This window comes from Acinetobacter lwoffii (assembly GCF_024129435.1).
GTDB classification, from domain to species: domain Bacteria; phylum Pseudomonadota; class Gammaproteobacteria; order Pseudomonadales; family Moraxellaceae; genus Acinetobacter; species Acinetobacter lwoffii_F.
On sequence record NZ_JAMXXN010000003.1, the window covers coordinates 123,581 to 135,831 of the forward strand.

Genomic DNA, 12,251 nt, shown 5'->3' on the forward strand with positions numbered 1-12,251 from the left:
GGAGGGAGTTTTCTCCTTTTTTTGAAAGAAGGAAAAGCCCCCCTGAGCAAGACTTAAGCATTGCTTTAAGTCGAAGCGCAAGAAAGGGAGGTTTGGAGGGATTTATTAAGGGGAGGATTTAAAAATCATCCTTCTGATAAAGATGTGCCATACGCTCATGTTTGGTTTTGAGATATTGCTCATTAAACGGATTTAAGCCGACGGTGAGGGGCACCCGATCGACCACATTAATCCCTTGGGCTTTTAAAGCTTCAATTTTTAAAGGATTGTTGGTCACCAGACGTACCGCTTTGACCTGCAAATGATCCAGCATAATGCTGCACATGTCATATTGACGTGCATCAGCCGGCAGATTAAGCATTAAATTGGCATCGACCGTATCATGTCCCTGATCTTGCAGGGCATAGGCACGAATCTTGTTGGTCAGGCCAATACCGCGTCCTTCCTGACGCAAATACAGAATCGCCCCGCGACCTAACTCATTGATCAGCTTTAAAGTCGCCTGCAATTGCGGGCCACAGTCACATTTCAGTGAAGCAAAGGCATCACCGGTTAAACATTCAGAATGTACACGAACCACGACTGGCTCGTCAGAAACTTCTTCAAGTCCTTTAGACAGCGCGACATGTTCTTCGCCAGTCTTAGGGTCTTGAAATACAGTAATTTTAAATTCACCGTGAGCGGTAGGTAATCTTGACGTTGCGACAAATTCGATTGGCACAGCTGAACCCGTTAAATCCTGAAAGTGGCTAAAGTATAGCGTAATGATTGAACATTGGTAGAATTGCAAAGTCGAAATTCTGTATTAGATTTTCTTTTTTGTAGAAAGCAGACGATAATAGTTGATAAATAGTAAGATTATTCAGGATAATCGTAGCCTGCGATTTTTTCACCCCGATGAGATCATTGTTTAATATTGCATCGCTAGAAGCGTAGCTGAATTGAAGCTGCTACAATTCAGCTATATGATCGGGTACTCCCCATTGACCTAGCTTTAGATTTGCCAGGCTTTAGAAGGCTTTGCCATAATATGCTGTATACAGAAATCCCTACTCAACGCCCTGTAACACCGTTGCTGGATACGATCAATCATCCTGAGCAACTACGTTTACTCGAGCAAAGCCAGCTAGTACAGGTGGCAGATGAGTTACGTCAATTCATTTTGTATGCTGCCGGGCAAAGTGGTGGACATTTTGGTGCCAACCTCGGTGTTATTGAACTTACGGTGGCTCTGCACTATTGCTTCAATACTCCACATGACCGTCTGATCTGGGATGTGGGGCATCAGGCCTATCCGCATAAGGCATTGACCGGTCGTCGTGAACAGCTCACCACTATCCGGGCCAAAGATGGTCTGGCAGCCTTTCCGGCACGTGAAGAATCTGAATTTGATACCTTTGGGGTAGGGCATTCTTCGACGGCGATTTCTGCTGGTCTGGGCATGGCCTTGGCGCGTCGCTACCAGAACAAGCCATGTGAAGTGGTATCGATTATTGGCGATGGCGCCATGACGGCGGGTATGGCCTTTGAAGCCTTGAATGATGCCGTGGCACACAGTGCTGATCTAATGGTTGTGCTGAACGACAATGATATGTCGATTTCTTGCAGTACCGGTGGTTTTGCCAAACATCTGGCTGCCATTTGGGAGCGCGGTGAATTCGTTAATATTACCGAGGAAGGTGAAGCTTACGTACAGCCGCATCCGGAGTGGCTGTATAACTCACGCTTGCACTGTGCCGCAACTGATGCCGCAGATAACCTGTTTAAAGCCATCGGCTTTGACTATTTTGGCCCTTATGATGGTCATGATGTCAAACAACTGGTGCATGTATTTAAAGCGCTGAAAAAGCGTACAGGCCCACGTCTGATTCATATCTATACTAAAAAGGGCAAGGGCTTTGCGCCGGCCGAATCGGATCAAATCAAATATCACGCGATTAGCAAGCTTAATGCCATTACCGCTGCCAAGACTGCACCGAAATATTCGGATGTATTTGGACAGTGGCTCTGCGATGAAGCAGCACAGGACTCGCGCTTGCTCGCGATTACACCGGCCATGTGCGAAGGCTCAGGTATGGTGCAATTTGCCAAAGAATATCCGGAACGTTTTTTCGATGTCGCGATTGCAGAGCAGCATGCCGTGACGCTGGCTGCGGGCATGGCCTGTGAAGGCTTAAAGCCGGTCGTGGCAATTTATTCGACCTTCCTGCAACGTGGTTATGACCAGCTGGTACACGATGTGGCCTTACAAAATCTGGATGTGACCTTCGGTATTGATCGTGCTGGTCTGGTCGGTGAAGATGGTCCGACCCATGCCGGTGCCTATGACTATGCCTATATGCGAACCATTCCGAATATCGTGATCATGGCACCAAAAGACGAAAATGAATGTCGTCAAATGCTGCATACTGCGTATTTATATCCTGGGCCGGCAGCTGTGCGTTATCCACGTGGCAATGGCTTAGGGGTGGATATCCAGCAAAAGATGCTTGAAATTCCAATCGGCCAGGCGGAAATTGTCGCCAGCTTTAATGCGCAGTGTGACGAATATATTTCTGTGCTGGCTTTTGGCAGCCGGGTACAGGCCGCAGTCGACGCCGCTGAAGCCTTTGCAGTGAAACATGAGATTGGTGTGCGTGTTGTGAACATGCGTTTTATCAAACCTCTTGATACGCAAATGCTGGATGATCTGGCATCAAGCACCAGTCTGTTTGTGACAGTAGAAGAACATGCCGTGATGGGCGGTGCGGGTAGTGCTGTGAATGAATATTTGGCAGAAGCACAGATTGTGAAACCGATGTTGAATCTGGGTCTGGATGATACGTTTATGGCGCAAGCGACCCATGCACAGATGTTGCAGCAAGCGGGTCTGGATGCGCAAGGCATTGAAAAATCGATCAATCAGGCTTGGTCCAGCCTCGGACAAAGCGTCTTGTCATAATATCTTAAAAATTTTAGACACATTTTTCCCAAAAAAGCCCTGATATTTGCTAAGATATCGGGGCTTTTATGCATTATTCTTTATCAGTGTCTTCAAATTTGTAGTGGGTGTTCAATGGAACCTATGGTGGTGATGGCTGCGCGTGCGGCTCAGTTAGTTGGTCAAGAGCTTTTAAAAGCGCATCAGAATCGTCATAAACTCGATCTACAAGTCGAAGAAAAAGGAATTGATGGTCCGGTAACGCGTGTAGATCGTTATTTGGAACAGTTGACCATCGATACCCTACGTAAAAGCTATAAAAATCACAGTTTCCTTGGTGAAGAGTTTGGCTATCAGGAAGGTAAAGGTCATGACGCCGATTGGTGTTGGGTGATCGATCCGCTAGATGGTACTTTAAACTTCATTAACGGTTTCCCGCATTTCTGTATCTCTATCGCAGTTCAGCACAAAGGCATTACTCAACACGGGGTGATTTATGACCCGGTGAAAGATGAGCTATTCTCTGCGAGTCGTGGTCGTGGTGCCATGATGAACCAGCGCCGTATTCGTGTGAATGTTAAAGACAGCCTGGAAAATACCTTTATGGCTGTTGGTCACGCTTATCGTGCCAAGCGTAATGGCGAAGTTGTGTCTTATGCCAAGAACCATTTTCAAACCCTGTTAAACGTAACTGAAGCTGGCGCGCAATATCGTCGTTCAGGTTCTGCAGCATTGGATTTAGCCTATGTTGCTGCAGGTCGTTTCGATGGTTATTTTGAACTTGGTTTAAAACCTTGGGATATCGCAGCTGGCGAATTGATCGTGAAAGAAGCAGGCGGTACTGTAGTTGATGCACGTGGTGGTAGCGACTCTATGGAAAATGGTCAAGTTTTGGCTTGTTCAATGAAAATGCTTAAGCCTTTAATGCAAGCAGTTGTTCCTGCTTGGGGCGAAGCAGCAAAATAATCGGGTTTAGATGAATCAGATCTAATATTGAGAAAAGGCGTCCTTCGGGATGCCTTTTTTATGCACGGAAATTTAAGTCGCGAGAGACTGGTATAGGGGTATTGATGTTTGCTTGAATACTGGAAATATCAGGTGAATTGGCGAAAAGTGACTTTTTATACCGCCTGTTACATTTTTTATTATATTTTAAGTATTAGAAATATATAGATAAATTAAGAATAAGGGAAATTAGTTTTAAAACTTAATGACATTGTGGAATATTCTGCTATAATTCCGCCACGCACTTAATTTCTGTTCTTTACCTGAACACTATCTTCTAATCATTGTATGCGCGTGCTGTCCATAGAGAGGACATATCCTTCGCGCCCCAATCGCTTAAGCGATTCCTTCAGGTTTGCGGCCGTAATCATGCGTGCGTTATATCCACATCGTCGTTACTCGGATCGCTGCTGAATCCTAATATTTTCAGCATTATTTGCTGTGCCGCTTTTTGCCGATGTCCATAATTGTTATTTATTAAATGGAGCACCCACTTCAGGGTGAATACTCTCTATGAGCAAAACTTTTGCTGATTTTTCCCTCGACGAATCTCTAACCCAGGCTCTCGACGCTTTAGGCTTTACTACTCCTACTCCTGTACAAGAACAAGCGATTCCAGCTGCGCTTGAAGGCAAAGACCTTCTTGTGTCAAGCCAAACAGGTTCTGGTAAAACCGCTGCATTCTTACTGCCTACGTTAAATGCGTTGGCAAACCAAGATACATTAGTACCGTTTAAAGACCGTATGAAAGCGGTTACTCAACCGAATATTTTGGTGATTTCACCGACTCGTGAATTGGCACAACAGGTATGTCAAGACGCAATCGCATTTGTACGTCACATGAAAGGTGTTCGTATTGCGGCAATCATGGGCGGTATGCCTTTCGGTAAGCAAATTCAACAGTTAAAAGGCGCGCAAGTTGTTGTTGCAACTCCAGGTCGTCTACTTGACTTGGTGAATCGTCGTCAAATCAAATTGGATAAAGTTGACGCGTTAATCGTCGATGAAGCTGACCGTATGCTTGACCTGGGTTTCTCTGAAGACTTAGAAGCAATTGGTGAATTGGCTGCAAACCGCAAACAGACTCTTATGTTCTCTGCGACTTTTGCACCACGTATCATTACACTTGCAGAACGCATGATGAATGATCCAATGCGTATTTCGATCGAAACTGGTCACTCTACAAATACTGATATTACTCAGACTTTGCATTGGACTGACGGTTTCGAGCACAAGAAAAAACTTCTTACTCATTGGTTGAACGAAGAAGACGTTGATCAAGCAGTTGTATTTGCGTCAACTCAAGAAGATACAGATATGTTGGCTGAAGAACTTGCTGAAGCAGGTCTATCAGTTGTAGCGCTTCACGGTGCTATGCCACAAACTGTTCGTAACCGTCGTTTACGTAGCATTCGTGAAGGTCGTGCGAAGATTCTGGTTGCAACTGACGTTGCAGCGCGTGGTCTTGACGTACCAACAATTTCACACGTCATTAACTTCGGTCTTCCAATGAAGAACGAAGACTATGTACACCGTATCGGTCGTACAGGTCGTGCGGGTCGTACTGGTAAAGCAATTACTTTGGCGACTTACCGTGAACGCGGTAAAATCCGTGCTTTGGAAGACTTCCTTGATGCGCGTCTAAACGTATCTGAAATTGAAGGTCTTGAGCCATCTCCACCTCCTGCACGTGGTAGCCGTGATGGCGCTGGTCGCGGTCGTGGCCGTGATGGCGGTCGTCGTGATGGCGGTCGTGGTGGTTTCGGTGGCGGTCGTCGTTTTGAAGGCGAAAGCAACTTCAAACGTCGTGAAGGCGGTGATGATCGTCCACGTCGTAGCTTCGATGACAAACCACGTGGCGAACGTCCGGCATTTGGCGAAGATCGTCCACGTCGTGACTTCGGTGATCGTCCAGCGCCACGTCGTGAAGGCGGTTTCGGTGATCGTCCACAACGTTCGTTTGATGACCGTCCAAAGCGTGACTTTGGTGACCGTCCAGCGCCACGTCGTGAAGGTGGTTTTGGCGACCGTCCACAACGTTCGTTTGATGACCGTCCAAAGCGTGACTTCGGTGATCGTCCAGCTCCGCGTCGTGAAGGTGGTTTTGGTGACCGTCCTCGCTCTAATGATGACAACCGTGGCAACCGTGTAGATTACAAGCCAGCTCGTGAAGGCGGTTATGGTGATCGTCCAAAACGTGATTTTGGTGATCGTCCTGCTCCACGTCGTGAAGGTGGTTTCGGTGATCGTCCAGCGCGTTCATTCGGTGATGACCGTCCAAAACGTGATTTCGGTGATCGTCCAGTACGTCGCAACTTTGATGACAAACCACGTGGTGAACGTTCGTTCGGTGGTGAAGATCGTCCACGTCGTAAATTTAACGACTAATAGAGTCGCTAGATGAAGATAAAAAACCGGTAGAAATACCGGTTTTTTTATGCATTGAGTTTTTTGCTTTTTAACGTAAAATGTCTACTAATTCATATTTTGTCAGGGTTATGATAATTATTAATATGAAAAGTTTAGCCGCTCGATCTCAATTGATAGAGGTGCATATGCCATATATCGCATTGACTTTGATTTTATGTAATATTATCTATTATTTATACAGTGTTTTTAATTAATCAATCTAGTCATTTTAAGCCTAAGTACATATTTTTATTATAAAAAACACGAAATAATCAATTATTGTCATCTTTTTATGATATTCACCCACCTTTTTCAACTGCTAACATTTTGAACTTCGTTCCTTTATAGTATGCATGCTGAAAAAATGTAGGAATAAACTCAGCTATGAAAAATCAAACAGCGCGAGATACTCAGTCTTTGATTGAAGTCAGGAATTTGAGCTTCAAACGAGGCGAGCGCGTGATTTATGACGACGTGAGTTTAAATATTCGTCGTGGGCAGATTACCGCCATTATGGGGCCATCCGGAACCGGTAAAACCACCTTATTAAGATTGATCGGTGGGCAGCTGACGCCTGAGCATGGTCAGGTCTTATTGGATGGCAAAGATATTGCCTCGATGTCACGTTCCGAACTTTTTTCAGCACGTGCACGGATGGGTATGCTATTTCAGAGCGGTGCTTTGTTTACCGATATGAGCGTGTATGAAAATGTCGCGTTTCCAATTCGGGCCCATACCAAACTGCCAGAACATCTAATTAAGGAAATCGTGGCATTGAAACTGGAATCCGTCGGCTTGCGCGGTGCAGAGCAAATGATGCCATCGGAACTGTCTGGTGGTATGAACCGACGTGTGGCTTTAGCCCGGGCGATTGCGCTGGACCCTGAACTAATCATGTACGATGAACCCTTTGCCGGACAAGATCCGATTGTGATGGGGGTGTTGACTCGTTTAATCCGCTCTCTGCGTGAAGCACTGGATCTGACCACGATTATTGTCTCGCATGATGTGACAGAAACCTTATCCATTGCTGATTACATTTATATCGTGGCAGAAGGCAAGATCCAGGGCGAGGGGACACCGGCAGAGCTAAAAGTGCATCCTTCAACTTTTGTGCAGCAATTCCTGACGGGTTCGGTGGAAGGTCCAGTCGATTATCAGTTTAGTCATCGGGCTTACTTAAGTGATGAGGTACGTTCATGAATGCAATTGCCGCATTAGGTAGACGCGTTATTGAACGTGTACAGGGGATTGGGGTCGCAACCCTGATGCTGTTGCAGATCTTATTTTCCATGCCGACCTGGCTTGGGCTAAGACTATTTGTTTATCAGATGTATCGGGTCGGGGTATTGTCCCTGCTGATTATTGTGGTTTCTGGTCTGTTTATTGGTGCCGTGCTTGGCTTGCAGATGTTCAGTATTCTGTCGACCTTTGGCAGTGAATCCATGCTTGGTACAGCGGTGGCGTTGACCTTGCTGCGTGAATTAGCACCTGTAGTCGCGGCTTTGCTGTTTGCAGGACGTGCCGGTTCGGCTTTGACCGCAGAAATTGGTCTGATGAAAGCCACTGAACAATTGTCCAGTATGGAAATGATCGGGGTGGATCCCTTAAAACGGGTGATTTCGCCACGTCTCTGGGCGGGGATTTTCAGCTTGCCCATGCTTTCGGTGATCTTTGCCGCAGTCGGAATTATGGGCGGTAAAATGGTCGGTGTAGACTTTTTAGGGGCCGATGAAGGTGCTTATTGGAGCGGCATGGAAAGCAGCGTGCAATTCTATAAAGATGTCTTGAATGGCACTATTATTAAAAGTTTTGTATTCGCATTAATGTGTACCTGGATTGCGGTATATCAAGGCTATGCCTGTGTACCGACATCGGAAGGTATTGCAACTTCTACAACGCGTACAGTCGTCTATTCTTCACTGTGCGTTTTAGGCTTTGATTTTGTGTTGACTGCGGTCATGTTCGGAGGTGTTTAATGAAATCACGTACTAGTGAGCTGGCCGTTGGTGTTTTTGTTATTTTATTTGGTATTGCCTTATTCTTTTTAGCGATGCGTGTCAGTGGTCTGGTCGGCAGCAATATTTCCGACAGCTATAAAATGACGGCAACTTTTGAAAATGTGAATGGCATCAAGCCACGTGCCAAAGTCGCTTTAAGCGGGGTGAAAGTGGGACAGGTCGATGATATTACCCTGGATCCTGTAACGCGTCTGGCAACCGTACATATGACCTTAGATGGCTCATTGACCTCATTTAATGCTGAACAATTAAAGCAAGTTCAAGAGGAAGCTCTGGACGAGTTACGCTACAGCTCGGACTATGAAGCAGCGACACCTGCGCAACAAAAAGACATGGAAAAACAACTGTTAGCTAACATGAAATCCATCACCAATATTGATGAGGATGCTTATATTATGGTAGCGACCAATGGGTTATTGGGTGAAAAATACCTGAAAATTATTCCAGGTGGTGGTCTGAACTATTTGAAACGTGGTGATCAGATTGCCAATACCCAAGGCACCATGGAAATTGAAGATTTAGTGACGAAGTTCATTACTGGCGGTGCCGGTAAATCGTCGGATAGTCAAGAAACTACCCCAGAACAGGCGACAGTTTCAGAATCGACTGATGCAGAACCTGCATTTGTTGAATAATAGATTGAGGAGATTTCAGTGAAAACTTTAGTAAAACAAACGCTTGCAGCAAGCATTCTTTCCACAATGGTTGCTGGTACAGTGTTTGCTGCACCGTCTGAAGCACCACCTGCTTTTATTAAAAAAGTGGCAGATGGTTTGATTGAGCGCCTCAAAGCTGATAATGCAAAATTGCAGAACAATCCGGCGCTGGTAAAAGCGATTGTCCGCCAGAATCTGGATCCATACATTGATTCACAGTCTTTCACGCGTATTGTGATGGGGACTTATGCGACGAACCAGTATAGTACTGCTGCACAGCGCGCGCAGTTTGAAAAGAATTTCCGTGAAACGCTGATTGAAAATTATGGTTCTGCATTTTCCAAGTTCAGCAATCAGACCTATAGCATGCGTCCATACAAGGCTAGCAATAGCAAAAATCCTGTTGTAACCATCGACTTTAATAATAAAGGCGAGAAAATTCCGGTGGCGTTCCAGCTGGTGGACAAAGGTTCACAATGGAAAATCCGCAACATCAACGTATCGGGTATCGATCTAGGTTTGCAATTCCGTAACCAGTTTGCTGCGACAGTAAAACGTAATGGCGGTAATATAGATAAAGCCATTGCTAACTTCAAACCGGATGCAGAAGCTGCAATCGACAAGAACAAGAAATAATCAGATAGGTGAGCTGTGATTGTATTCAAGGATCAGGAATTGCAGGTTTCAGGCAAAATTGAGTATGCCAATGCGCAGGACTATTACTTAAATGGTCTGCGTGTGGTTCAGTCACAAACCAAGTTTCCGCTTGTGGTTAATCTGGCTGGGCTTGAAAGTGGTAGTACTTTGGCTTTGGCAGTATTGGTGCGCTGGTTGCGCCAGACGCCTCAAGCGCAAGGACTACAGTTTAAAGCTGTACCTGCTAAAATGATGAATATCATTCAGGCCTGCCATTTACAGGATGATTTACAGATCATTCAGTAAATAAAAAAGCACCGAAAGGTGCTTTTTTATTACTTTTCAAATAAACATGAATCAGATGAGGAGCGTTTCTTGCACTTCGCTTTAAAAGCAGTGCTTTAAAGCTCGCTTAAATCCACTTCTTCCATCTAAAGTAAATCAATGGCCCAATCAAAAAGCCGATCAAAATAATACTGACCATAATGAAGCTCATGGAGCCTTGTGCAAAAGGCAGAACTTCGGTATTCATCCCATAAATACTGGCAATCAGCATCGGTGGCGCGAGCATACTTGGCAGGATTGAGAATCGACGAATCGTATCGTTCTGTTCGGTGTTAATAAATCCGGACGTGGTATCGAGCAGAAAGCGCACTTTCTGAAAGAGGAAAGCATCATGTTCAACCAGCGAGCGTACATCTTCACTCAATTCTCGGATATCCGCATCATAAATATGACTGCCCAAGGCGCGTGGACGAGACAGGAAAGTCAGAACACGACGTAAATCGATCAGACAAAGCTGCGCTTTACCGAGCATATCTTCCAGTTGAGCCAGACGGGTAATCATGTCATCCAGATCAAGAATCTGCTCACGATGGCGGTTATTCAACACTTCAGTTGAATATTTCTCTAAATCTTTATGTACATCTTCCAGAATATCGGCCAGCTCATCCAGTTTGGCTTCGAGCAGGCCCAATAAAATCCAGGTCGGATCTTTATAATCGATTTCATAATCATTGCGGCGCGCACGGGCACGGAAGGCACGAAAAGCCACCAGCTTTTCGCCACGCAAGGTAAAAAGACGGTCCTTATGCAGAATGAATGCTACGGTTTGTACCGTCGCCAGCATGCTGGATTCATCTTCGTTTTCGTTCTCGACCTGATAGTTTTTATTTTTGGTTAAAAAATAGGTGCTGATATGCAAAATACCGTCATCATCACGGTAAAATCGGGCACTAGAGGAAATATCTTCCAGCGATTTTAAGGTCGGCAAGTTTTGCGCATAGGCATCTAGAATCCATTGCTGCTCTTCTTGTGAAGGTGCAATCAGATCAAGCCATACTAAATCTGGATGCAGGTCGAAATCACCGTTAATCGTGATATCTTCTAAGCTACCGCGCTCTGTGGCGTAAAAGGCTTCAAGCATGCTGTCTTTTCTCCCTGGCGCAGTATGTGAATTGGAATGGGTGTATTTTAGACAAGGAATTGAATAAAAACACTGATATTAAGCAGTTATTTTTGGAAAAAACGCGCTTGCAGCGATTTCGTACAATATAGCGTCAATTGGAGAGTGAAATGATGAATTCTATCGCAATTTTTTGTGGTTCAGCACTGGGCTCCGATCCTCTCTATGCCCAGATTGCCGAAAAGGTTGGCCAAGCCTTGGCAGCAAGACATCAGACGCTGGTCTATGGCGGTGGTCGTTCTGGTTTGATGGGGATTATCGCTGATAGTGCTTTGGCTGCTGGTGGCAAGGTGATTGGTGTAATTCCAAGACAGTTGGTCAATCGTGAACTGGCGCATCCGCATATTACCGAGCTATTTGTGGTCGATAATATGCATGAACGTAAAACCCGCATGTCGGAACTGGCCCAGGGATTTATTGCCATTCCGGGTGGTGCAGGAACGTTGGAAGAAATTTTTGAACAATGGACCTGGGCACAGTTGGGAATTCATAAAAAGCCTTGTGCTTTTTTAAATGTAGATGGTTTCTATGATGATTTACTCAAATTTATCCATATGACGACCGAGAAAGGTTTTACCAAAGCGCGCTTTAGCGATGCTTTAATTGTGAGTGATAATCTGGATGATATTTTGCGCCAGTTTGAAAGTTATCAGCCGCCTGAAGCGAAATGGGGTATGGTCGATCAGACCGATCTTGTAAAATAAGCTGTCCACAGCATGATTTGTAGAAAATAAATGAAAGTGATTACGGTGGCTGCAGCCATTATTTTAAATGAAGCGCAGCAACTGCTGGTGGTTCGCAAAAAAGGGACGTCCTGCTTTATGCAGGTTGGTGGCAAGCTGGAGCCAAATGAAGCACCAGAAGCAACGATGTTGCGTGAAATTCAGGAAGAAATTGGCACACAGGCACAGATTCAGCAATTCATTGGGCGTTTTGAAACCCAGACGGCGAATGAACCAGATCATCAACTGGTGAGTTATGTCTATTGGGTAAGTCTGGATCAAGCACCAAAAATTGAAGCTGAAATCGCTGAAATGAAATGGGTCGATCTGGATGAAAAAGAGGTGCGACTCGCGCCCTTGACTACGGAAATTGTGATTCCATGGGTGAAGTCGCAGTTACTCGCTCAGGCGTAAATT

Annotated in this window: 12 protein-coding genes; 10 read left to right on the forward strand and 2 right to left on the reverse strand. The window is 45.3% G+C overall.

The genetic code is table 11. From position 1 onward, the window contains the following. Positions 1–118 precede the first annotated feature (118 nt). Positions 119–721, reverse strand: coding sequence for a GTP cyclohydrolase II (gene ribA / locus NI455_RS03065; RefSeq protein WP_005094196.1), 603 nt, complete (start codon positions 719–721; stop codon positions 119–121). Positions 722–1,030: 309 nt separating this feature from the next. Here ribA and dxs point away from each other — a divergent pair, with 309 nt between their 5' ends. The 8 genes from dxs to NI455_RS03105 all read left to right on the forward strand — a co-directional run bounded on the left by dxs (position 1,031) and on the right by NI455_RS03105 (position 9,953). Continuing rightward, a complete protein-coding gene (gene dxs, locus NI455_RS03070; protein ID WP_253112357.1) occupies positions 1,031–2,941 on the forward strand; it encodes a 1-deoxy-D-xylulose-5-phosphate synthase in 1,911 nt (636 codons plus the stop codon). A gap of 114 nt (positions 2,942–3,055) precedes the next feature. Then, a complete protein-coding gene (locus NI455_RS03075) occupies positions 3,056–3,886 on the forward strand; it encodes an inositol monophosphatase family protein (RefSeq protein WP_004281534.1) in 831 nt (276 codons plus the stop codon). A 552-nt stretch (positions 3,887–4,438) separates the two neighbouring features. Continuing rightward, complete coding sequence (locus tag NI455_RS03080) at positions 4,439–6,313, forward strand: DEAD/DEAH box helicase (protein WP_004281533.1); 1,875 nt, start codon at positions 4,439–4,441, stop codon at positions 6,311–6,313. A 405-nt stretch (positions 6,314–6,718) separates the two neighbouring features. Next, positions 6,719–7,537 (forward strand): ABC transporter ATP-binding protein, encoded by an 819-nt coding sequence (locus NI455_RS03085; RefSeq protein ID WP_180050836.1) that lies wholly within the window; start codon positions 6,719–6,721, stop codon positions 7,535–7,537. Continuing rightward, positions 7,534–8,313 (forward strand): lipid asymmetry maintenance ABC transporter permease subunit MlaE, encoded by a 780-nt coding sequence (gene mlaE, locus NI455_RS03090; RefSeq protein WP_074383590.1) that lies wholly within the window; start codon positions 7,534–7,536, stop codon positions 8,311–8,313. The genes NI455_RS03085 and mlaE overlap by 4 nt, the downstream gene beginning before the upstream one ends. Continuing rightward, positions 8,313–8,990: an outer membrane lipid asymmetry maintenance protein MlaD gene (gene mlaD / locus NI455_RS03095; protein ID WP_253112359.1), complete on the forward strand. Its 678-nt coding sequence runs from the start codon at positions 8,313–8,315 to the stop codon at positions 8,988–8,990. The genes mlaE and mlaD overlap by 1 nt, the downstream gene beginning before the upstream one ends. Positions 8,991–9,008: 18 nt before the next feature. Then, the gene (locus tag NI455_RS03100) at positions 9,009–9,647 is read left to right on the forward strand and encodes an MlaC/ttg2D family ABC transporter substrate-binding protein (RefSeq protein ID WP_253112361.1); all 639 of its coding nucleotides are present in this window, start codon (positions 9,009–9,011) and stop codon (positions 9,645–9,647) included. A 15-nt stretch (positions 9,648–9,662) separates the two neighbouring features. After that, positions 9,663–9,953, forward strand: coding sequence for an STAS domain-containing protein (locus NI455_RS03105; protein WP_253112363.1), 291 nt, complete (start codon positions 9,663–9,665; stop codon positions 9,951–9,953). 106 nt (positions 9,954–10,059) lie between these two features. Here the strand turns inward: NI455_RS03105 and NI455_RS03110 are convergent, their stop codons facing one another. After that, on the reverse strand, positions 10,060–11,073 hold the full coding sequence (locus NI455_RS03110) for a CorA family divalent cation transporter (protein WP_004732304.1): 1,014 nt from the start codon (positions 11,071–11,073) through the stop codon (positions 10,060–10,062). A gap of 152 nt (positions 11,074–11,225) precedes the next feature. Between NI455_RS03110 and NI455_RS03115 the strand changes: the two genes are divergently transcribed. Further along, a complete protein-coding gene (locus NI455_RS03115) occupies positions 11,226–11,816 on the forward strand; it encodes an LOG family protein (protein WP_253112442.1) in 591 nt (196 codons plus the stop codon). Between the two features lie 30 nt (positions 11,817–11,846). Further along, entirely contained in the window at positions 11,847–12,248 is a 402-nt protein-coding gene (locus NI455_RS03120) for an NUDIX hydrolase (RefSeq protein ID WP_224216259.1), read from the forward strand. The last annotated feature ends 3 nt before the right edge of the window (positions 12,249–12,251 follow it).

Coding starts and splice junctions, on each gene's coding strand:
- mlaD (WP_253112359.1), top strand. CDS start 8,313: ATGAAATCACGTACTAGTGAGCTGGCCGTTGGTGTTTTTGTTATTTTA.
- dxs (WP_253112357.1), top strand. CDS start 1,031: ATGCTGTATACAGAAATCCCTACTCAACGCCCTGTAACACCGTTGCTG.
- NI455_RS03115 (WP_253112442.1), top strand. CDS start 11,226: ATGAATTCTATCGCAATTTTTTGTGGTTCAGCACTGGGCTCCGATCCT.
- NI455_RS03120 (WP_224216259.1), top strand. CDS start 11,847: ATGAAAGTGATTACGGTGGCTGCAGCCATTATTTTAAATGAAGCGCAG.
- NI455_RS03110 (WP_004732304.1), bottom strand. CDS start 11,073: ATGCTTGAAGCCTTTTACGCCACAGAGCGCGGTAGCTTAGAAGATATC.
- mlaE (WP_074383590.1), top strand. CDS start 7,534: ATGAATGCAATTGCCGCATTAGGTAGACGCGTTATTGAACGTGTACAG.
- NI455_RS03075 (WP_004281534.1), top strand. CDS start 3,056: ATGGAACCTATGGTGGTGATGGCTGCGCGTGCGGCTCAGTTAGTTGGT.
- NI455_RS03080 (WP_004281533.1), top strand. CDS start 4,439: ATGAGCAAAACTTTTGCTGATTTTTCCCTCGACGAATCTCTAACCCAG.
- NI455_RS03085 (WP_180050836.1), top strand. CDS start 6,719: ATGAAAAATCAAACAGCGCGAGATACTCAGTCTTTGATTGAAGTCAGG.